This window comes from Salegentibacter sp. 24 (genome assembly GCF_004362395.1).
GTDB lineage: Bacteria > Bacteroidota > Bacteroidia > Flavobacteriales > Flavobacteriaceae > Salegentibacter.
In genome coordinates, this window is sequence record NZ_SNWE01000035.1 from 1 (window position 1) to 22,220 (window position 22,220).

20 protein-coding genes, 1 other RNA gene and 1 riboswitch are annotated in these 22,220 nt (G+C 35.7%); of the genes, 9 read left to right on the top strand and 12 right to left on the bottom strand.

Going from position 1 to position 22,220, the window contains the following annotated elements:
- Positions 1-2,129, bottom strand: a 2,129-nt coding sequence (locus DET49_RS17320; protein ID WP_133549964.1) for an Ig-like domain-containing protein, incomplete at its 3' end; no start/stop codon positions are given.
- Positions 2,130-2,911: 782 nt separating this feature from the next.
- Between DET49_RS17320 and pdxH the strand changes: the two genes are divergently transcribed.
- From pdxH to DET49_RS17340, 4 genes are all read left to right on the top strand, one after another.
- Positions 2,912-3,559, top strand: coding sequence for a pyridoxamine 5'-phosphate oxidase (gene pdxH, locus DET49_RS17325; protein ID WP_133549966.1), 648 nt, complete (start codon positions 2,912-2,914; stop codon positions 3,557-3,559).
- A 10-nt stretch (positions 3,560-3,569) separates the two neighbouring features.
- Positions 3,570-4,055 carry a SixA phosphatase family protein gene (locus tag DET49_RS17330; protein ID WP_133549968.1) on the top strand — a complete coding sequence of 162 codons (486 nt, stop codon included), beginning with the start codon at positions 3,570-3,572 and terminating at the stop codon, positions 4,053-4,055.
- A gap of 3 nt (positions 4,056-4,058) precedes the next feature.
- Positions 4,059-6,188, top strand: coding sequence for a polyphosphate kinase 1 (gene ppk1 / locus DET49_RS17335; protein WP_133549970.1), 2,130 nt, complete (start codon positions 4,059-4,061; stop codon positions 6,186-6,188).
- Between the two features lie 63 nt (positions 6,189-6,251).
- A complete protein-coding gene (locus tag DET49_RS17340) occupies positions 6,252-7,148 on the top strand; it encodes a Ppx/GppA phosphatase family protein (protein ID WP_133549972.1) in 897 nt (298 codons plus the stop codon).
- 70 nt (positions 7,149-7,218) lie between these two features.
- Here the strand turns inward: DET49_RS17340 and DET49_RS17345 are convergent, their stop codons facing one another.
- Together DET49_RS17345 and DET49_RS17350 are read right to left on the bottom strand one after the other, a co-directional pair.
- Positions 7,219-7,800, bottom strand: a complete 582-nt coding sequence (locus tag DET49_RS17345) for a tRNA-(ms[2]io[6]A)-hydroxylase (RefSeq protein WP_133549974.1) — start codon at positions 7,798-7,800, stop codon at positions 7,219-7,221.
- Between the two features lie 2 nt (positions 7,801-7,802).
- Positions 7,803-9,638: a DNA polymerase III subunit gamma/tau gene (locus tag DET49_RS17350; protein ID WP_133549976.1), complete on the bottom strand. Its 1,836-nt coding sequence runs from the start codon at positions 9,636-9,638 to the stop codon at positions 7,803-7,805.
- Between the two features lie 132 nt (positions 9,639-9,770).
- Here DET49_RS17350 and rnpB point away from each other — a divergent pair.
- Positions 9,771-10,093, top strand: an RNA gene (rnpB, locus tag DET49_RS17355) — RNase P RNA component class A.
- Here the strand turns inward: rnpB and DET49_RS17360 are convergent.
- The 4 genes from DET49_RS17360 to DET49_RS17375 all read right to left on the bottom strand — a co-directional run bounded on the left by DET49_RS17360 (position 10,091) and on the right by DET49_RS17375 (position 12,600).
- Positions 10,091-10,459 carry a hypothetical protein gene (locus DET49_RS17360; protein WP_133549978.1) on the bottom strand — a complete coding sequence of 123 codons (369 nt, stop codon included), beginning with the start codon at positions 10,457-10,459 and terminating at the stop codon, positions 10,091-10,093. The two genes, rnpB and DET49_RS17360, sit on opposite strands and share 3 nt — an antisense overlap.
- Positions 10,460-10,511: 52 nt before the next feature.
- Positions 10,512-11,054 carry an RsmD family RNA methyltransferase gene (locus DET49_RS17365; RefSeq protein WP_133549979.1) on the bottom strand — a complete coding sequence of 181 codons (543 nt, stop codon included), beginning with the start codon at positions 11,052-11,054 and terminating at the stop codon, positions 10,512-10,514.
- Positions 11,055-11,144: 90 nt separating this feature from the next.
- Positions 11,145-12,002, bottom strand: coding sequence for a DUF3822 family protein (locus DET49_RS17370; protein ID WP_166636609.1), 858 nt, complete (start codon positions 12,000-12,002; stop codon positions 11,145-11,147).
- A complete protein-coding gene (locus DET49_RS17375) occupies positions 11,950-12,600 on the bottom strand; it encodes a hypothetical protein (protein WP_133549983.1) in 651 nt (216 codons plus the stop codon). The genes DET49_RS17370 and DET49_RS17375 overlap by 53 nt, the downstream gene beginning before the upstream one ends.
- A gap of 120 nt (positions 12,601-12,720) precedes the next feature.
- Between DET49_RS17375 and DET49_RS17380 the strand changes: the two genes are divergently transcribed.
- Both DET49_RS17380 and kdsB read left to right on the top strand, forming a co-directional pair.
- A complete protein-coding gene (locus tag DET49_RS17380) occupies positions 12,721-14,157 on the top strand; it encodes an ATP-dependent RecD-like DNA helicase (protein WP_133550014.1) in 1,437 nt (478 codons plus the stop codon).
- Positions 14,158-14,223: 66 nt separating this feature from the next.
- Positions 14,224-14,967 carry a 3-deoxy-manno-octulosonate cytidylyltransferase gene (gene kdsB, locus DET49_RS17385; RefSeq protein ID WP_133549985.1) on the top strand — a complete coding sequence of 248 codons (744 nt, stop codon included), beginning with the start codon at positions 14,224-14,226 and terminating at the stop codon, positions 14,965-14,967.
- Here kdsB and DET49_RS17390 read toward each other — a convergent pair.
- The 3 genes from DET49_RS17390 to DET49_RS17400 all read right to left on the bottom strand — a co-directional run bounded on the left by DET49_RS17390 (position 14,964) and on the right by DET49_RS17400 (position 17,587).
- Positions 14,964-16,268 (bottom strand): cryptochrome/photolyase family protein, encoded by a 1,305-nt coding sequence (locus tag DET49_RS17390; protein WP_133549987.1) that lies wholly within the window; start codon positions 16,266-16,268, stop codon positions 14,964-14,966. The two genes, kdsB and DET49_RS17390, sit on opposite strands and share 4 nt — an antisense overlap.
- Positions 16,269-16,958 carry an SDR family NAD(P)-dependent oxidoreductase gene (locus DET49_RS17395; protein ID WP_133549989.1) on the bottom strand — a complete coding sequence of 230 codons (690 nt, stop codon included), beginning with the start codon at positions 16,956-16,958 and terminating at the stop codon, positions 16,269-16,271.
- Between the two features lie 119 nt (positions 16,959-17,077).
- Positions 17,078-17,587, bottom strand: coding sequence for an SRPBCC family protein (locus tag DET49_RS17400; RefSeq protein ID WP_133549991.1), 510 nt, complete (start codon positions 17,585-17,587; stop codon positions 17,078-17,080).
- A 147-nt stretch (positions 17,588-17,734) separates the two neighbouring features.
- Here DET49_RS17400 and DET49_RS17405 point away from each other — a divergent pair, with 147 nt between their 5' ends.
- Complete coding sequence (locus tag DET49_RS17405) at positions 17,735-18,580, top strand: DUF2911 domain-containing protein (protein ID WP_133549993.1); 846 nt, start codon at positions 17,735-17,737, stop codon at positions 18,578-18,580.
- A 63-nt stretch (positions 18,581-18,643) separates the two neighbouring features.
- On the opposite strand, the gene DET49_RS17410 is transcribed toward DET49_RS17405, so the two are convergent.
- Positions 18,644-20,320, bottom strand: a complete 1,677-nt coding sequence (locus DET49_RS17410; protein ID WP_133549996.1) for a ribonucleoside-diphosphate reductase subunit alpha — start codon at positions 20,318-20,320, stop codon at positions 18,644-18,646.
- Positions 20,321-20,358: 38 nt separating this feature from the next.
- Positions 20,359-21,333: a ribonucleotide-diphosphate reductase subunit beta gene (locus DET49_RS17415; RefSeq protein WP_133549998.1), complete on the bottom strand. Its 975-nt coding sequence runs from the start codon at positions 21,331-21,333 to the stop codon at positions 20,359-20,361.
- 119 nt (positions 21,334-21,452) lie between these two features.
- Positions 21,453-21,584: riboswitch (cobalamin riboswitch) on the bottom strand.
- Between the two features lie 167 nt (positions 21,585-21,751).
- Here DET49_RS17415 and DET49_RS17420 point away from each other — a divergent pair.
- Complete coding sequence (locus DET49_RS17420; RefSeq protein WP_133550000.1) at positions 21,752-21,979, top strand: hypothetical protein; 228 nt, start codon at positions 21,752-21,754, stop codon at positions 21,977-21,979.
- Positions 21,980-22,220 lie beyond the last annotated feature (241 nt).

The window sequence follows — 22,220 nt, forward strand, 5'->3', positions numbered from 1 at the left end:
AGGGCATCATTATCAGGATCAGAATCATTATCAAGGACTGCGATCTCCACGGCAGTATCTTCATCGGTATTGGCGGAATCATCCACAGCTACCGGCGCATCATTTGTGGCACCTACCGTTACCGTTACCATAGCAGTATCGGTTCCACCATTTCCATCAGTGATGGTATAGCTAAAAGAATCTGTTCCGTTAAAGTTGGTCTCTGGAGTATAAGTTACGGTTCCATCCTGGTTGATCACTACACTTCCATTAGCAGGAGCAGTCGTAGTGGTTACCTCAAGTACATCATTATCAGGATCAGGATCAGAATCATTATCAAGGACTGCGATCTCCACTGCAGTATCTTCATCGGTATTGGCTGAATCATCCACAGCTACCGGTGCATCATTTGTACCGGTTACGTTTATTGTTACAATGGCATTGTCATCATCACAAGTGCCGTCCGTGATGGAATAAGAAAAAGAATCAGTTCCACTGAAATTCTCTTTCGGAGTATAAGTTATAGTTCCATTTTCATTCAGAATAGCTATACCATTTCCGGGTTCAGAAATATTTTTAATTTCAAAATTATCCCCGTTAGGATCGGTATCATTACCGAGAATATTGATTACTAATGCAGTGTCTTCAGAAGTTGATACAGTTTCGTTGTTGGCAATTGGACCTTGAGGTTGTTCATTTATGGAAACAGGATTAGAATTAGCCTTACAATCGTCGTTTTGAACTCTTACTGTGTATGTATCAGGTGCTACTTCAGTAAATATACCATCGGGATTGATTGAATTGGAAGTATTATTTCCTTCACTGTCTACCAGGGTATAGGTCAGATTACCGTCAAAGTTAGAAACTTTAATGGATCCCAAGGCACTATCACAATCTGTATCAATAGCAGATATTTCTGGGGTTTCCGGATCATTTATCTTAACCAATACTGTAAGAAATAAGTCACTTTCACATCCGTCTAGGGTTTGGGTAGCGAAATAATCTTCCCCATCTTCTAGTGGAAATTCTGATTCAAGAGAAGAAGCATCACCTTTTTCAGCAAACCATTTAATATTTGAGCCTGTGGCTGAAAGATCTGAGACGGTAGCATTATCTATTGAACAAAAAACCTGAATTGGATTTCCAATTGGAGCTGAAGGATCTTTAATTTCTAAAGTAGTTTGAGCACTATACTCACAACCATTTTTATTAAAAGTATATGTAACAGTATAACTTCCCGCGTTACTCTGGGAAGCGTTAATTGTTCCAGTATTATTATCGATAATAAGTCCTTCAGTTGAATCAAATGTTCCTCCCGACGTCCCGGTTAATTCTACTTCAACAGAACCATCTAAAGAGCAAATGGTTGAGGGATAAGAAATACTTGCTTCACCTGGTTCAAAAATAGTAATAGTTTCGGAATATGTACTTTGAGCACTTCCGTCATTGGAGGTGAGAACAACTTCATAAAGATATTCACCAGCACTAGAAAAGGTATGACTAGGATTGGAATCTGTACTGCTAGATGAATCCCCAAAATCCCATTGATAAGAATAATTATCGACATTTCCACCGGTTGTTAGATTGGTGAATTTAACGGTGTAACTATCACAGGATTGAGTATAATCAAAATTAGCCACAAGAGGAGTTTTAACCAAATAATCTTTTGTAGCACCAAAACATTGAGAATTACGGTTCAGTGGCTTACAATTTCTTAATGTGGCATTGGTGTACCAATCCATATAGAGATTCTGTAATTTTAATTCTTTTCCCCATTCCCAGGTAAAGGCACTAATCTGATGATAACCTGAAGCAGGTATAGATTGTCCATTAAATAAACATTGCTGAACTAAATCTTGAGGATCTCCATCGACACTAATATTATATTCCAAATAAAGTGAATAGCCGTTGGCTGAACTCCCACCAAATTCTGCATATAGATAAGCATTTACTAGTTGGCCAATTTGATAATTGGAATTGGAATTTAAAGGAATTCCGTTTTCATCCCCAAGATAAAAATCAGTAACAGTCACGTTATTACTATTACATTGCGCCTGAACTTGAAGAGAGCTGAATATTATAAATATTACAGATAATATGCCTAATAAGTTAAATCGAGGCATATTTGCAAAAGTAGTTTTCCAAATCATATGATAAATGTTTAGAATTAATTGTTCTAATTCTTTTTTAGAATTTCTTTTCAGAAACTCTGGTATAATCTATTGACCACTATCGTTTAAGCCGATGTGATTTGTTTTTTGGGAAAAACAAGTAAATGTTGCAAAATTTGGATTTAAAATTTGGTAAAATCAGGGAGTCTTACCTATAGGAAAGTTGGGGGTGACCTATTTGTTAATTATTAAATCTATGGTAAAATTAGGAGTTAAAAAGCATAAAAAAAGTTTATACGGATTTTTTAGATATAACTCAATATATTTTCGATGAAAGGTAAAGTGATGTCGAAAAATAATGGAAATCAGGGGTATGAAAGTTGAATAATTAGGATTAATTGCTAAAATCCATAATTATTAAAATATCTGAGGTAACAAATTTTTTGCTTTTAAATAAACCTTGAAATGTGATATCCTTCTTGAAAATTAATATCCCTGTGCTGATTTCAAAGATTTATAAATCTCTATGATCTTTAAAAATGTCTATGAGTAATTAATTTTAAATAAACTTAGTTGATAAGTTTCTTCTGATGTTATATTATTAAGTTTTTTAGGCGTACTGCCGTTTTCATAGATAATATGTAAAAAAATAATTTGGCAGATGTAGTTTGTCGATTTGATAAGTTGTTTATGGGGTGAATTTTTACTTTATATAAATTTCGATTTATAATGGTGGATTTTATCCTCAGAAAGCATAATCTTATCTCAAAAATTTTCCCGCTTCTGCTTAAAACTTGTAAATTGCAGCAAAGCAAAATACAATGCAAAAAAGTCTTGATACCTATCGAAAGAGCTACGGAAAAAGTGAGCTTTTAGAGGAAAATATTTCATTCTTTCCCCTACCTCTTTTTACGACCTGGTTTGAAGAAGCAGAAGCTCATCCCGATGTAGGAGAAGTAAATGCTATGACCTTGGCTACTTGTGGAATAGAAGGTTTTCCGAAAAATCGCATTGTCTTGTTAAAGTCGTTCGGTGTAAATGGATTTAGTTTCTACACCAATTATGATTCTGAAAAAGCAAATGATATAGCTGAAAATCCAAGGGTTTGCCTTTCATTCTTTTGGCCTGCATTGGAGCGACAGGTCATTATAAAAGGAATTGCTATGAAAACTTCTGAAGAGGATTCGATTACCTATTTTGCATCACGACCGCGTGGAAGTCAGTTGGGAGCATGGGCATCTAACCAGAGCACTATATTGGGTTCCCGGGAAGAACTGGAACATCAACTAAAAGAAATTGAAGAAAGATTTCAGAATAAAGAGGTAGAAAAACCTCCGCACTGGGGTGGTTATTTAGTGACTCCCCGTAGCTTTGAATTTTGGCAGGGTAGAGAGAATCGTTTACACGACAGGATAATTTATGAATTTTTGGAGAAGGATACCTGGGAACGAAATAGGCTGGCACCTTAACATGGAGATTATGAAAAGACTAATTCTTGTTAGACATGGTAAATCCTCCTGGGATAATAATTTACCCGATGAAAAAAGACCACTTAAAAAGCGTGCATATAATGACGCTGCAAGGGTATTGAAAACATTTAAAGAATTTCAAAGTGATAATTTAACTTTGTGGAGTAGTCCTGCAGTTAGGGCGTACACAACAGCAAAAATTTTTAAAGACGCATTGCATATACCCGATGAAAAATTCTCTGTAAAAAAGGAACTTTATACCTTCGATGAAGCTCATTTATTATCCGTTGTAAAAAGCTGTTCCGATGAAGTAAAAAAATTAATGATTTTTGGACATAATCCGGGAATGACTGCGCTGGTCAATAAACTTGGTGACAAATCAGTAGACAATTTACCTACCACTGGTCTTTGTGTAATAGATTTTGAATCTGATACTTGGAAAGACATTAAAAACGGAAAAACCTTGCTCCAACTATTCCCAAAAAAATTACGCTAATTTATGCCTCAAAAAAAATATTTAAACAGAGAGCTCAGCTGGTTACAATTTAATGCACGTGTACTGCAGGAAGCCGAAGATGAGACTGTACCACTTATAGAAAGATTAAGGTTTTTGGGGATTTTCTCGAATAATTTAGATGAATTTTTTAAAGTTAGGTATGCAACCGTAAAAAGAATTGACCTTGCTGGGAAGGCTGGAAAAAGTGTTCTTGGCGGTATAAAGGCTAGCCAACTTTTGGAAGAAATTACGCAAATCGTAATTAAGCATCAGGCCGAAAGCCTGCAGGTTTTAGATGATATTCAGCATCAATTAAAAGATTACAATATACATATCATTAATGAAAAGCAGGTATCTGAATCTCAAGAAAAGTTTATTAAAAATTTTTTTCTTTCAAAAGTAAGTCCGGCTTTAGTTACTATTATTTTAAATGATTTACCCGACATTCCAAGTTTAAAGGATAGTGCTGCATACCTAGCCGTTAAAATGGTTATGAATGAGGAGCGACCTCAAAAAGGAATTTCTAAAGCTCAGGGTAAAACTGAAAAGGAAAGAAAGTATGTGCTTATTGAAATTCCACGCAGTATAGAGCGTTTTGTAGTACTTCCTATCGAAAATGGGAATCAATATATTATTTTGCTTGATGATTTGATTCGCTATAACCTTGGCACTATATTCAATATTTTTGAATATGAAAGTATTTCGGCCCATATGATAAAGATTACTAGAGATGCCGAATTGGATATAGACAGTGATCTGAGTAAAAGTTTTATTGAAAAAATTTCTAGTAGTGTTAAAGATCGAATTAAAGGTGAACCGGTACGCTTTGTCTACGATATGAATATTGCCGATGATACTTTGTCTTATTTAATGAATAAAATGGGCATAGAATCTACTGATAGTATTATTCCAGGCGGACGCTATCACAATCGACGTGATTATATGAATTTTCCGAGTTTGGGTCGGGAAGATTTATTATATCAATCCATTGAACCTTTACCAATTCCTGGTCTTATTTTACAAACCAGTTTGTTTGGTAGCATCGCAAAAAGGGATTTTTTGTTATACGCACCATATCAAAGTTTTGCTTACACGGTTAAGTTTTTACGAGAAGCCGCTCTGGATCCCAAGGTTAAAACTATAAAAATAACCATATATAGACTTGCAAAGATCTCACACATTGCCAGCTCTTTAATAAATGCAGTGAAAAATGGTAAAAAGGTTATCGTTCAAATAGAATTAAGAGCGCGTTTTGATGAAGTTGCCAATATTCGGTATGCTGAACAAATGCAGGCTGAAGGAGTCCAACTTATTTTTGGGGTGCCTGGGTTAAAAGTTCATTGTAAAGCTTGCGTAATAGAACGTGAGGAAGAAGGTAAGATGAAACGCTACGGTTTCATTAGTACAGGAAATTTTAACGAATCTACTTCTCGTATTTACACCGATTACACCCTTTTTACAGCCGATACCGAAATTTTGAAAGAAGTAAATAAGGTCTTCGACTTTTTCGAAATCAATTATAAGGTCAATAAATATAAACATTTAATTGTTTCTCCACATTACAGTAGAAATGCCTTTGTAGGCCTTATTCAGAAAGAAATTGAAAATGCTCGAGAAGGAAAACCTTCAGGTATTGCTTTAAAGCTCAATAGTCTTTCAGATTACCCTATGATTGATAAACTATACCAGGCGAGCCAGGCAGGAGTGAAAATTAAACTTATTGTTCGTGGTGTTTGTTGCTTAATTCCTGGTGTAGAAGGTTTGAGTGATAATATAGAAGTGATTAGTATTGTGGATAAATTCTTGGAACATCCGCGTGTTTTCATCTTCAAAAATGCTGGAAATTCTAAGGTTTATATTTCTTCAGCTGACTGGATGACAAGAAACCTTGATCTTCGGGTAGAAATTTCCTGTCCGATTTATGATGAAAGTATAAAACAGGAAATTATTGAAACATTTGATATTAGTTGGCACGATAATGTAAAAGCCAGGACTATTACTTCCAAACAGGATAATGCCTATAGAGATAGCAGCAAAGACAAGCATCGATCCCAATTCGAATTGTACGATTACTATAGAAATAAACTTACAGGGTACAACAACCAGGAAAACAATATAAAAGGAACAAATTAATTAGTTCATAACCTCAGGTCTTTATAAGTCCCATTCAGAGAATAAAATAGAAAATTTCAACTCGTGATTACACAAAAAAACTACGCAGCAATAGATATAGGTTCCAATGCCGTTAGGCTTTTAATATCGACCATAACAGAACAGAAAGGCAGAGAAGATACCGATTTTAGGAAAACCTCACTGGTTAGGGTACCTATCCGTCTGGGCGAGGATGTGTTTAAAAAAAGCATAATTTCCGAAAAAAATATAGAGCGTATGGTAGATACTATGCAAGCTTTTAATCTTTTAATGAAATCTCACGGAATCGTGAAGTACAAAGCTTGCGCAACTTCTGCCATGAGAGAAGCAAAAAATGCAGCCGAAGTGGTTGAAAAAATCAAGGCAAAAACCGGAGTGGAAATTGAAATCATAGATGGAACTCATGAAGCCGCTATTATTGCTGCTACAGATTTACATGAACTTATTAAAAACGATTGTAACTACCTTTATGTGGATGTAGGAGGGGGAAGTACTGAATATACCCTCTACAGTAGCGGGAAAACCATAGCTTCAAAATCTTTCAAAGTAGGGACGGTAAGATTGCTTAATGACCTGGTCGAGGATGGGGCCTGGGAGGAGATGGAGAAATGGGTGCGCGAGACTACAAAACCTTACAGGGACATAGACCTCATAGGATCCGGTGGGAACATCAATAATATTTTTAAAACAAGTGGGAAAAAGGAGGGTAAGCCTTTAAGTCTAGCATACATTAAAAAATATAACGAATTACTAAATTCTTTAAGTTACGAGCAACGCGTTATGGACCTACAGCTTAAAAGTGATCGTGCGGATGTGATTATTCCAGCTTCACGAATTTATTTAAATTCTATGAAATGGGCCAGAGCAGATAATATCTTTGTGCCAAAGATTGGACTAGCTGACGGAATTATTAAATCACTTTATAATCGGAAAAGGAAATAGTCATTACTTGAAATAACTCCAGTCTAAACTAGCACTATCAATAGGTTTTGTGTTTTATTCTTTTGAAATTCTACCCATGGATGGTTTTGTCTTTACCGAGGCCTTTCATGATTTCTGCTTCAAAATCTAGCAATTGTTCCCATTTTTTATCTACTTCTTCACGTTCTCCATATTTTCGTGCAAATTTTAAGAACATGGTATAGTGATTTGCTTCGCTGACCATTAATCTATGATAAAATTCAGCAAGTTCTTTATCTTTTAATTCTTCCGAAAGCAACCTGAAACGTTCACAACTTCGAGCTTCAATTAGTCCAGCGATCAATAGTCGGTGTATTAATTGAGTGGTCCTGCTGCCTCCTTTCGGAAAAAAACCAATTAATTTTATAACATATTCGTCCTTTCTATCCCGGCCTAAAACATGGCCACGTTTTAGCAATTGTTCATGCACCATTTTAAAATGTCCCATTTCTTCCCTGGATAAGGCGATCATTTCATCTACTAATTCGGGATATTCTGGGAAAGAAACAATAAGGGAAATTGCAGTTGAAGCTGCTTTCTGCTCACAATAGGCGTGATCTATAAGAATTTCTTCAATATTCTTTTCTGCAATATTGGCCCATCTTGGGTCTGTGGGAAGTTTTAATCCTAGCATATCTATACGTCTAAATCAAATGTACTTCTAAGTTTATCTATTAAAGGATTTTTCTCCTTTAGTTTGTTGTATTTCTCAATAGGAGTAAAGGCATACTTCTTTGCCGATTGCTCATTCACATTTATCACCAACCTGATTTCTGTGTTTTGAAGTTTTTGTTTCAGATAGGACATCAATTTATTCTGCTCTCGTTCCAGATTGATTTTCATGGTCTCGTTAGGTAATTCTATAATAATGCAATTGTCATCCTGAAGTTTAGGAAGGTCGGTTTCAAGAATGGAGGCGAGAATTTTTGACCCCTGATTTTTCATGCGCTTTACATAGTTATTCCAGGTGGCCTGTAATTGTGTTTCACTAAATTTACCCTTAAGTACAACATCTTTGGTGGGAGCGGCTTCCTGCTTCCGTGCTTCTAATTCCCGTTTTTTCTGTATACTTTTTAGGGACAGTCCGGACACCTTTTCTTTTAATACCTCTGACCGGGTTCCTGGTTTAGGTTCTGGGGTAGGTGGTCGGTTCTGACTCGGGTCTTTGGTTGTTTCAATGTTATCGGGTGCCATTATTCCCTTTGAATGATAATTGTCTTGTTTATCATCGGCACAATGCATATCTGGTGTTTTATTTTCACCTGAAGGTAACTGATTTTCTTTTGAAGCTTGTGCTGAAGTTGCCCCGTGTTCATTGCTTCGTACCAAACTTTTTTCTTCCGAAGAAAGTGCTACGGGTAGTTTTTCAAAAACTGAGGCTGGAATTATTGCCTGGTCAAACTTTTTTTTTTCTCCATCAAAAGTGATAGAGGCAAGCTGCATTAAGGAAAGTTCAACAAGTAATCGTTGATTCTGACTCGTTTTGTACTTCAGATCGCATTCATTTGCCAGGTCTATAGCCTTAATTAAAAAATGATGATCCGTTTTGGATGCCTGTTCAAAATAGCGGGCTTTGGTTTGTTCACCAACTTCCAGCAACTGGATTGTTTTTTGGTCTTTACACACCAAAAGATCTCTGAAATGTGAAGCCAGTCCGCTGATAAAATGGTGGCCGTCAAATCCATTGGAGAGGATCTCGTTATAACTAAGAAGTAATTGAGGAATATTATTTGATAAAATAAGGTCGGTGACTTTTATATAAGTATCGTAATCTAGCACATTCAGATTCTCGGTAACTGCCTGCCGTGTTAGATTCTTACCACTAAAACTTACCACTCTGTCATAGATAGAAAGGGCATCTCGCATAGCACCATCAGCTTTTTGGGCAATGATATTCAGCGCGTCTTCTTCTGCATTTACACCTTCCTGCTGTGCGATATATCCTAGATAATTTTTAGCATCGGCTACAGTAATTCTTTTAAAATCAAAGATCTGGCAACGAGAAAGTATGGTTGGTATAATTTTATGTTTTTCAGTAGTTGCTAAAATGAAAATAGCGTGTTTTGGAGGTTCTTCCAATGTCTTTAAAAATGCATTAAAAGCAGATTGGGATAACATATGTACCTCATCTATAATATACACCTTATACTTTCCAACCTGAGGAGGAATTCTAACCTGGTCTATTAAATTTCTGATATCGTCTACTGAATTATTAGAAGCAGCATCAAGTTCAAAAATATTAAACGCGAAATCCTCATCCGGGCTCTGTGTACCATCCTGGTTAATCATTTTTGCGAGAATACGCGCGCAGGTGGTTTTTCCAACTCCTCTAGGCCCTGTGAAAAGAAGAGCCTGTGCCAGGTGATTGTGTTCAATGGCGTTTTTCAATGTATTAGTTATGGCTTGCTGTCCAACCACATCTTTAAAAGTTTGTGGTCGATACTTACGAGCTGATACTATAAAATGTTCCATTGAATTTAATTGAACTACAAATATAAAAATAGCCTTGGTAAGTTCTAAAGCAATTACTTATATTTTTGAACAATTAAGGTTAAGTATTCAATATTTTTTTATCAGGATGGCCGGAAAAAATTACCTTTGCAACAAGCAGGCCGCCTTATCGCCAAGAAATTCATTTCTTGGAGGAAATTCCGGACACCAAAGGGTGGCATAGTGGGTAACGCCCACCGATCTCGTTGTGAGGTCAGGACTAGTGCAACAGAAAGAATGTACAGGTAATGCTGTAGTGAAATCAGGTAAACTCTATGCGGTGCAATGCCATGTATACCGGTGTTTGCAAGTGACCCGCTTGCTATCGGAGGGTAGGCAGCTAAAAGTTTTTGGTAACAAAAACCTGAGATAAATGATAAGGAGAATCCCAGTTTAACTGGGAGGTACAGAATCCGGATTACAGGCCTGCTTTTTTATAATGTCTTTGCCCATGCTTGGGCTTCCTCCATATTGGAAAAAATATCAAAGGGAACAGGGCAGAACTGCTTTTCGAAATGCGCTACTTTTAAAGCCTCATAACGTTTGCTGACAATAGCAATTCCTAGTAAATATTTTACATCTTTTAATTCAAAATAGATAGTAGGATTTACATTGTAATTATTTTTCCGGTTAGAGATATACACAAAATTTTGGCCTTCGTAAACCTCGTTGCATATTTTTAGAATTTGTGCTACATGCTCCAATTCGAATATCACATCCTCTTTTACTTCAGAGATAACCATTCCTTCATAAAATTGTAAGCTAATATCAATAAGTTCAATCGTCTTAATCCGTTGCGTCATAACATCAAATTTACAAGCCATTCTAGACTATACTCTTCTTTAGTAGAAGGGTTTATTTCACATTTTCAAAAAAACTAAAAACAGATCCCCCATAGCGTCTTCCTTCTATAAAGTTCGAAATGTCTGAGAGATCGGTGTGTTTAGAATGTTCAATAATTAACTGACCATTTGGATTAAGTAGGTTTTTTTCGAAGATAAGTTCGGGGATTCTAATGAATTTTTCTTTATCTAAATCATAAGGGGGATCGGCAAAAATAATATCCGCCTTTACATAAGCTTTTTCAAGAAATTTAAAAACATCACTTTTAATCGTGCTGATATTCAAATCTAATTCTAAAGCCGTCTTTTTTATGAATTTGACACAATCAAAATTGATGTCTACTACGGTTACTTCCTTGCTACCACGAGAAGCAAATTCGTAAGCGATATTGCCGGTGCCAGAAAATAGATCGAGCACGCTTAACTGTGAAAACTGAAAATTATTATTCAGGATATTGAAAAGGGCTTCCTTAGACATATCGGTAGTAGGACGTACCGGCAGTTTTTTGGGAGCCATTAATCTTTTACCTTTGTGCGTTCCTGAAATTATTCTCATAAAAATGATATTAATCCCTATTAAGATTATAATTATTCCGAGGTTTTTTCTCGAAATTATTTAATGGTTTTGAAATTTTACTTCCTGGGTTTATTCTAAGTTCTTAATCAACACATATTCTTCCAATGTGTTTAAACCAGAAAGTTCTTTTTTCTTATTAAATGTTAAATTCGTTTCGAAAAGCTCAATGTGTTTAATATAATCAAAAGCAATTTGAAATAGAGGAGAAGCTTTGTTAATTCTTCCCAGTAGTATTAATCTGAACCTATTAGGATCAAGGTTAAGTTGTTCAGCAGTAAAAAGAATATAATATAGAAAGTCTTCTTTCTCCGAAAAACTGAATGAATTACAAAGTATAAGTTCACCGTTTTCTATTACAACCAGATCAAATTGATTATTTTTTATATGTGCAAAAATTTGTGGCCTCTCTACCTTGGGTAAATCCAGTAAGTTCTTTACTAAAACAGTATTGAGATGCTGATATTCAAATTCCCCAAATTTCTCAAAGAAGAAATTAATAATATTTGTATAGGGAATATAGACATTAATAATTCCGGTTGTCCCAATTTCCTCGTGGGATATAAAATCGGTTTTTAGGATCTTAGTATTGAATTTTAAAAAATCTGAAGAATTTTCCTCCTTGAATATACCAGCAGGAACAAAACTGTAGAGCGCATTATCGAATATAAGTTTAACCTGATTAGCTTTCGCTAAAGTTTTATCTGATTCAAAGATTTGCTCAATTTCAGCTAGAATCTTTACAGGATCCAGCTGCTGGGAAAAACGAATTTTTTTAAAATGTATGATCTCCTTTTCAACAGAGTTTAGCGTACAAAAAGAAAGTCCATTCAGGGATACCTGAATGGACAGTTCTAAATTTATTAATTTTTTAATATTATTCGTCGCCATATTGCGTTGGCCAGTTTCCTTTCGTGTTAACTTCTTCAAGAGAGCCAACGTTTATATAACGACCGTTTATATCGTCTACAGATTGTACTTCGTTTTGTTGCAAAACCAACTCTTTATCTAAACCTTGCAATACAACACTTTTTGCAACTCTAGCTCTAAATACAGGAATTTTAGTTTGTCCTTTTGTAATAGTTCCGGCATCAAGTTCAAACTGAGCATCCACGCCTTCTATCGGTACATTAATCATATTTGTGTATCTTTCCTTGTTTCCATCGAATAAAGAATCTTTTACGGGAACAAAACCAAGTGTATCTATAATTACTTTCTCAATATATTCATCAACTCCATATTGCTTTTTATATTCTTCGTCTAAAACAGTAGTATCACGACGTTGAGTAATTGCAAATTCTGCGGTATCAATAAATTTTACAAGTTTACCAAAATCGTCTTCGAAAGTACCAATAACTTCTTTATAAGCTAATTCTGCTTCGCGGAGATCCTTTAAGTTATCAACTACTTTGGCATAACGCTTTTCTTTAATTTTATTAAACTGAATTGGTTCGTAAACAGAATTAAATACGAGGTAGGCTAAACCTATGATAACCACCCAAAGAAGTAATTGAATTGCAAGTCTCATGCTTTCTAAATTTTGTTTTAAAATTACTAGTGTTTCACGACAAATCTACAATTTTTTTTTATTCGTAAAAGTTTCTTCCCTAAAAATCCATTACTATCTTTGAGTTTTGATAAATCTCTAATGGAAAATCTTGATGCTTCTCAATTTTATAAACTTCTTTTAAGTGATCTGGGTTTTACAGCTAAAGCTGGACAGGATATAGCCTTACAGCAACTTTCTCGCTTTGTTTTAAATAATAATAAAAATGAGCTTTTTATACTGAAAGGTTTTGCTGGAACGGGTAAAACTACTATAATCAGCACTTTGGTTAAAAATCTATGGAAGATAAAAAAATCTGGAGTTTTATTGGCTCCTACAGGCAGGGCGGCCAAAGTAATCTCAAATTATTCTAAAAAAGAAGCTTTTACTATTCATAAAAAAATTTATTTTCCAAAGAAAAGTGGCGGAAGCGGCGTGCAATTTGTGCTTCAACCCAATAAACACAAGAATAGTATTTTTATTGTCGATGAAGCCTCCATGATTTCGGATACGGCTACAAATTCTAAATTAATGGAAAATGGTAGTTTATTAGATGACCTTATTCAATTTGTGTATTCCGGCCATAATTGTCAATTAATTTTAATTGGGGATACGGCACAGCTTCCTCCGGTAAAAATGGAGATTAGCCCTGCATTGGAAGCTGAAAAACTTCAGTTTAACTATAATAAAGAAGTTCTTCATATTGAATTAGACGAAGTTGTACGTCAGGCCGAGGAAAGTGATATTCTGCTCAATGCCACAAAAATAAGAGAAAGTTTGCAAGAGGGTTTTTATGATAGTTTTCAATTTGAGCTCACCTCAAAGGCAGATGTTATCAGATTGCAGGATGGTTATGAAATTATGAATGCCATCGAAGAATGTTATAATGAATTAGGAAATGAGGATACTAGTTTTATTGTCAGGTCCAATAAAAGGGCAAACCTGTATAACCAGCAAATCAGATCCCGTATTTTATTTCAGGAAGAGGAAATTTCAGCCGGAGATTACCTGATGGTAGTAAAAAATAACTATTTCTGGTTAAAACCAAGCTCAGAAGCGGGGTTTATTGCCAATGGAGATATCGTAAAAGTTCTTGAGATTTTCGCTATTAAAGAGCTTTATGGATTTCGTTTTGCTGAAGTCCAGGTGCAAATGGTAGACTACCCTAAAATGCAGCCTTTTGAAACCGTGGTGATGCTCGACACACTAACCACAAATACTCCTTCGCTTTCTTATGAAGAATCAAACCAGCTTTATCAGGAGGTGATGAAGGATTATGAGGAGGAGACCTCAAAATACAAAAAGTTTATGAAGGTGAAGAACAATAAATTTTTTAACGCCTTGCAAATCAAATTTTCCTACGCTATGACCTGCCATAAATCGCAGGGTGGTCAATGGAATACAGTATTTATCGAGCAACCATACCTTCCTGAGGGTGTTGGAAAAGAGTATTTAAGATGGCTTTATACAGCGGTTACCCGGGCTACCCATAAGCTGTATCTAATCGGTTTTAAAGACGATTTTTTCTTAAATAAATAATTCTTGAATATGCCAATATTCAGATTTTAAAGTCTAAATTTAATCTTTTAAAATTCTAAATTATTAATGAATAATCCGCTTAAAATAATCGCAATGATTCCTGCTCGTTACGAGGCTTCTCGTTTTCCGGGCAAACTTTTAAAAGACCTTAATGGTAAATCGGTGATTACCCGAACTTACGAAGCTGCTGAAAATACCGGACTTTTTGACCAGGTTTATGTGGTAACTGACAGTGATGAAATCTATGCTGAAATCAATAAAAATGGTGGTAATGTTATAAAAAGTAATAAAGAACACGAATGTGGAAGCGACCGTATTGCAGAGGCTGTACAGGAAATGGATGTGGATATTGTGGTGAATGTTCAAGGAGACGAACCTTTTATAGATAAGGACAGTCTTGCAAAATTACTGGTGGTTTTCAGAGAGGACGATGCCTCCTCCATAGATCTTGCTTCATTAAAGACAGCCCTTTCAGAGAGTGAGGATATTACCAATACAAATAATGTAAAGGTAATTACCAATAAGAATGATTTTGCAATGTATTTTTCAAGATTTCCAATTCCTTATCCTCGAAATACAGATGCGCAAGTAACTTATTTTAAGCATGTTGGAATTTATGCGTTTAGAAAACAGGCACTTATTGATTTTTATAATTTACCGATGCTTTCTCTGGAATCAGCGGAAAAAATAGAAGCAATTAGGTTTCTGGAGTATGGTAAAAATATCAAAATGGTAGAAACCCAAATGCAAACCATCGGCATAGACACTCCTGAAGATCTTGAAAAAGCCAGGAAAATCTGGAATAATTAAGTTATTCCATTTTTATAAACTTTTAGAGCTCGTTCGCGGGCCTCTTTATGGTCTACCATTTTTTCGGGATATTGATCGGTTCCAAATTCCTCAATCCATTCTCTGATGTATTTTTTGTCCTTATCAAACTTTTCAATTTGTGTAGTAGGATTAAATATCCGGAAATATGGTGCGGCATCTACACCACATCCGGCGACCCATTGCCAGTTTCCTACGTTGGATGACATCTCATAATCCAATAATTTTTCAGCAAAATAGGCTTCACCCCACCGCCAGTCAATCAGCAGATGTTTGCAAAGAAAACTCCCCACTAACATACGAACACGATTATGCATAAAGCCTGTTTTATTTAATTGCCGCATTCCTGCATCTACCAAAGGAAAACCAGTTGTACCATTTTTCCATTGTTCAAATTCATCTTCATTATTCCGCCATTGAATCCGGTCGTATTTCTTTTTAAAAGATTGGGTTACTGTACTGGGATGATGAAATAAAACCTGCATGAAAAATTCCCTCCAAATCAATTCTTCCAGAAAGGTTTTGTTGCTTTCTGCAACTGCTTTTTTCACTATCTTTCTTATACTAACAGTTCCGAAGCGAAGATGTATTCCAAGCCGGGAAGTCCCTTTTTTATCAGGGAAATTCCTCGTTGATTCATACTGTTGAATGAAAGTAGGTGTAACATCATAGGGCGGCACTTTAATTCCTGAAGTTTTAAATCCAATTTCTTTTAAAGTCAAATTAGGCAGTCTTGTATTTCGAACGAGATTTTGTAAATATGGATTGGTATAATGAATTTTTAGATCCAGGGATTTAAATTGCTCTTTCCACACTTTCATATATGGTGTGTAAACCACATAGGGATCCCCGTCTTTTTTAACTACTTCATCTTTTTCAAAAATAACCTGGTCTTTGAAAGTCTGAAACCCAATATTATTATCCAAGCATAATTTCCCTATTGCTTTATCTCTTTTTTCCGCATAAGCTTCGTAGTCGCGGTTGATAAATATCTCTGAAATTGTATATGTGTTGATTAACCGCTTAAAGACTTCTAATGGTTTTCCGTGATACAAGGCGATTGAAGAATTGAACTTATCTTGAAGTACTTTGCGTATTTGCTGAAGCTGTTGGTATATAAAGGTTACTCGGGCATCATCCCTGGGCAATTTATCAAGGATTTCCGTATCAAAAATAAAAATTGGTAATACTGGCTTATCCGATTTTAAAGCTTTCTGAAATCCTACATTATCGTCCAACCTGAGATCACGTCTAAACCAAAAGATACTCACTACTTCATTCATTTAAGAGATATTTAAAGTTGAAAGTCCGCCATCTATTCCGATAATTTGTCCGGTTATCCAGCTGTTTTCATCACTTAATAAAAATGCGGCTACGTTGGCAATGTCTTTTGCGGTGCCTACTCGTTTTAGTGGATGTCTTTCACTCATTTTTTCTTTTTTAGAGTCGTTGGATAATAATTTTTCAGCAAGCGGTGTATCGGTTAGGGAAGGAGCTATCACATTTACCCGTATTTTAGGAGCATATTCTGCCGCCAGGGATTTTGCGAAACCTTCAATAGCTCCTTTCGCTGCTGCAATGCCCGTGTGAAATGGCATCCCAACTTTCACAGCCACCGTGCTAAAAAATACCAGACTTGAATTCTCAGCATTTTTTAATTTCGGCAATAGTGACTGAATTACTTTTACCAAACTAAAGAAATTTAGATTCATTTCTTCTTCAAAATCCTTTTGTTTGAGCATTTTAAAAGGTTTCAGATTTATGCTCCCCGGGCAATATACCAGTCCGTGAATCTCATCTGGCAATTCTAAATCTGTTATATTGTCTTTTAAAACATCAAATTCAAAATGTTCAATATCATCGTTTAATCCTCCTTTATTTCTTGAAGCGACAATGACTTTATTTTTTTTAGCGAGTTGTTTTGCAATCTCTAGACCGATTCCCGTAGAACCTCCGATAAGTAAAATATTCATATCATTAAATGTTTATATTTAGATCTAAGTCGGGAATTTCTCCCAGGACTTTAATTATTATGGATAGCTAATTATTGCGTGGAGTACACAGTTTGATCTGTTTAATATCAATTTTCTATTTAAGCTAAAATATCCTGTTTTAAGGTAGAGTTTGCGGACTTGGTTTCTTTAAATTCCCCAAAGAGCTCCACGAGTTTTTTCTGTCTGTAATTAAAGATCTCATTTAGTTTGGGTTTTACCAGAATTGGATGAACCATTTGTCCTAAAATTCCAAAGGGTAATTTATAATCTACAATATCTTCCATTTCTACACCACCTTGTATTTCCTTAAGAAAGTGCTTGTGGTGCCAAAGAGCATAAGGACCAAATCGCTGTTCGTCCACAAAGTACTCTTTGTCTTTTACATGAGTAATTTCTGTAACCCATTTTGTTTTAATTCCGGCTAATGGCGTCACGATATACTGAATTATTTGACCCTGATACATCGGTCGATCTGCACCTGAAATGATGTTAAATCCCATGTAATCTGGGGTGATTGTTTTAAGATTACCCGGACTGGAAAGAAATTCCCATGCTTTATCGAGGCTTACGGGAAGTTTTTGAATCGTTCTAAGGGTATAGATTTTCATTCTAAAATTATTTGAAGGTAAAGTTAAGTGTACTTTTGTTTAAAATAAAATATTTATAGTTAAACAAAATATAAATGAAAATAGAGAGCGTTTAATTTTATAATCAATTTCTAGGTATATTTGATTCAACTAAAAACATACTGAACAATGAAAAAACTATTTCTTTTTTTATGTACTGCCGGAATTATAAGTGCTGCTCAAGCGCAGGTGCAGGCTCCCCAACCGAGCCCTTTTACTAAAATTGAACAGAAAGTCGGACTTACCGATGTGACATTAGAATATTCCCGTCCCGGAATGAGGGATCGTGAAATCTTTGGCGAGCTAGTGCCATATGGCAAAGTATGGCGAACTGGAGCCAATGAAAATACTAAGATAACCTTTAGTGATGATGTTAAAATACAAGGAGAGGAATTAAAAGCAGGAACTTATGCCCTCTATACAATACCCAAGCAAGACCAATGGGAAGTCATATTTTATAAGGATGCATCCAACTGGGGAACTCCTGCACAATGGAATGAAGACAAAATTGCCTTAAGAGCTACCGCAGAAGTTATGGAACTTCCTATTGATATGGAAACTTTTACCATTATGCTAGATGATCTGAAAAACAACTCCGCTGCCCTGAATTTTATTTGGGACAATACAGTGGCAAGTTTGAGATTTGAAGTTCCAACAGAGGAAAAGGCAATGGCCAGCATTGAGAAAATCATGAGCGGCCCAGGCGCCGCAGATTATTTTGCTGCAGCAACTTATTACCACGATTCCAATAAAGATTTGGAGCAGGCCTATGAATGGGTTAATAAAGCTCTTGAAATGGGAAATCCTAATGCTTTTTGGATTTTAAGAAGAAAATCACTTATTGCCGCCGATCTAGGCAAAGAAGATGAAGCTATTGCAGCTGCAAAAAAATCTTTAGCTGAAGCCGAAAAAGCAGGAAACCAAGATTATGTGAAAATGAATAAAGATTCCTTGAAGGAATGGGGAGCAAAGTGATATTTGAAAATAACGTACAAATTAAAAAGCGCCACTGGCGCTTTTTAATTTAAAAGCATAATTTTAAGCTTCACAGCTAGAACAATTTACCATATTGGCTATAAATTCTTTAGAAACACTTTGGCTTCTTTGGTAGTAAAGGGTTTTAACTCCCAGCTGCCATGCTTCTATCATCAATTTATTCACCTCCCTCACGGGAAGATCAGAAGGAATATTCAAATTTAAGCTCTGTGCCTGATCGATATATTTCTGCCTAACGGAAGCTTGCTGTATAATCTCTAATTGACTTATTTCCTTAAAAGTTTTAAAAACCAATCGCTCTTCATTGCTTAACTCTTTCAAATGTTGAACGCTGCCGTGATTCAGCATTATGCTGCGCCAGGTTTCTTCGGTATCTAATTCTTTTTCTTTAAGTAATTCTTTTAAATATTTATTCTTGCGCATAAAATTACCTTTAGCCAGTCCTGCCTTATAGTAATTACTGCTAAAAGGTTCTATCCCGGGAGACGCCTGTCCTAAAATAGCGGAGGAGGAAGTAGTGGGTGCAACCGCCATTAAAGTGGTATTTCTTAATCCGTAATCTTTTAAAACTTCAGGTTCCCCGTAAATGCTGGCCAATTCTTTACTGGCCTTGGTAGCTTTTTCACTAATTTCTTTGAAGATAGCATTGGTGAGACCTTTTGCTTTTAATCCCTCAAAAGGAATTCTATTTTTTTGTAAATAGGAATGCCAACCCATGACGCCAAGTCCTAAAGCCCTATGCCTCTTAGCAAATTTATTGGCAGAAGAGAGGTAGTAATTATCTTCAGTTTTTGCAATAAATTCCTGTAAGACTGCGTCCAAAAAATAAATTGCCAATTTAACGGCTTCTGTATCTTTCCATTCGTCATAAAGTTCCAGGTTCATCGAAGACAGGCAACAAATAAAAGATTCATCTTCCGTTGAAGGCAGGGCTATTTCTGAACAAAGATTACTGGAGTGAATCGTATAATTTTTATCCTTATAAACCTGCGGCTTAAAACGGTTAATATTATCTTTAAAAAAAATATATGGCAAACCTTTTTGCTGTCTGCTTTCTAAAACTTTAGCCCATATTTCTCGTTTTTCGCGATCCCCATCTATCATTTCCTGCATCCAGTAATCAGGAACACTCACACCATAAAACAAATTTTGAATCGGGTTTCCTATATTTTTTATTTCAAGAAATTCTTTAATATCGGGGTGATCGATATCCAAATAAGCTGCGAATGCTCCACGACGAACACCCCCCTGAGAAATTGTGTCCATAGCAGTATCAAAAAGCTTCATAAAACTTGTGGCACCGCTACTTTTTCCGTTATCGGTAACTGCACTCCCGCGGCCTCTTAATTCTCCAAAATAACCAGAAGTACCTCCTCCAATTTTGGTTTGCATAATCACCTCACCAAGTTTATGGGTGATGCCTTCAATATTATCGGGTACATAGACGTTAAAACAGGAAATAGGTAATCCACGTTCGGTGCCCATATTAGCCCAAATTGGGGAACTTAAACTCATCCAGCCACGTTCTATCATTTCAATAAAAGCCTCTGCCAACTCCGGCTTGTAAAGTCTTTTAGCCGCAGCGTTAGCTACGCGTTCTATTGCCGATTTCGCGGTTTCACCTTTTAATAGGTATCCACGGTTAAGTATTTGCTGACTTTCTTCGTTGAGCCACCATAGTCGTTCCTGGTGATTTTCTTTTATTATTGTTTCAGGCATTGTACTGGAATTTTAAGTTGATATTGCTTTTGACGGAATTAAAAAAGATCATCGGCGGTGATACTCTTGTCGTGTTTAGTATAATCTACAGGTCGTTTTGCAAAAAAATCGTCTAAACTGTTGGCAAATACTTCTTCTTCAAACCAAAGCATTGCTTTATAATCATATTCCGAAACGAAGTAGAGTTTTTCCATCCCAATCTTTTCTAGGCTATCGTCTACCCGGTACTTCATAAAATTTAGTAAGTCTTCCTTTTTACATTGCTCTAAAGACCCTTCTGCAAAGATCCAATCAAGGATTTCAGATTCTACTTCCATCGAATGCGCTATGATCTCTCTAATTTCAGCCTTGGTTTCCTCATTAAAGAACTCAGGAAACTCATTTTTAATCTGGTTTACTATATAAATTCCGGCATTAGCATGGATTTGTTCATCAACCGAGGTCCAGGCAATAATATTACTTACATTTTTCATCACACCTTTAAATCGGCTAAAGGATAAAATAATGGCGAACTGACTAAAAAGAGATACGTTTTCAATTAGAATTGAAAATAGGATAAGAGAAAACACATATTTTTTCTCATCTGAGGATTTTGTATTGGATAAAGCTTCCGAGAGGTAGGCTACTCTTTTTTTGATAACCGGGGTTTCGATTAATTTCTCAAATTCATTGTTATAGCCAAGGACTTCCAGCAATCTGGAATAAGCTTCTGAATGTCTGAATTCACACTCTGCAAAAGTGCTTCCGAGACCATTAAATTCCGGTTTAGGAAGGTGCTGGTAAAGATCACCCCAAAAAGATTTTACCGCCACCTCGATTTGAGCAATAGCCAAAAGACTCTTTTTAATCACCTGTTTTTCATTTTCATTAAGATGCGAATGAAAGTCCTGTACGTCGGCGGTGAAATCTACTTCAGAATGCACCCAAAACGAACGATTAATCGCTTCGGTAAATTGAAGGATTTCAGGATATTCGAAAGGTTTATAATTTACCCGCTTTTGAAAAATACTCATAATTATATTTGTTTTAGATTCAAAATCAAAGGCATAAAGGAAAATAAGTGTCTGTGGCAAGTGAAGTTGCGGGAAATCCGCAAAAATATTGTCCTGGACATTTACTTTTTATGCGAAAGCAAAAGTCAGCCCGGCTAGGAAGGTAATCTGGCTTGTAGATAAATCTACTTTACAGTTGCGCAACAGCTCATGATTCTCACATGATTCCCCTTATGTATCACAAATAGCAATCTCCGCCGGTATGATTTTACATGTGTAAAGTTATAAGGAATAAACTGTTGATTTAAAATTTGGGTGGGGAGTTATAAACATAGTTTTTCACAAATTGAATTTTAAGAATGCTCAGGTATTTTTTCTGACTGTAGGCATAGTCTTTGCAAGGCTTAGGCTATAGTGCTAACCAAACGAAAAAACGAAAATGAGACTAGTCTATTTACAAAACACCGATAAGGCCTATGTTGCCAAGGCGGAAATTTTTATAAAAGTTTTTGGAGTTGGTTTGGGGAGAAAAACTAAAGTTTTTATCAGGGAGGATTCCGATAAAAAATGGCGTGAAGAAAAAACAAATAAAATTGCTTCTAGGAAGGAATCTGCTTTCTTAGATAAATGGCTAAAGGACCATCAGAAATTTGTGGAGCATTATTAGAGCACCAACTCCTTTCCAAATGTTTAATCGTAGCCACATTCATTTTTCAAATTTTAAGTGCGGTAAAACTTTTTACTGAGTATTTTTCTAATTTTTCCTATAATTTATCCATTCTATTAAAAATCTCATAAAACTTGAAAAAGCCTAATTTTAACGGCGTTTTGAGTCTTTGGTTTCAACGGGTTTTTATAAATTGCAAGAAAGATAATTTATTCTTTGCAATTTCAATCCATAGAACCAA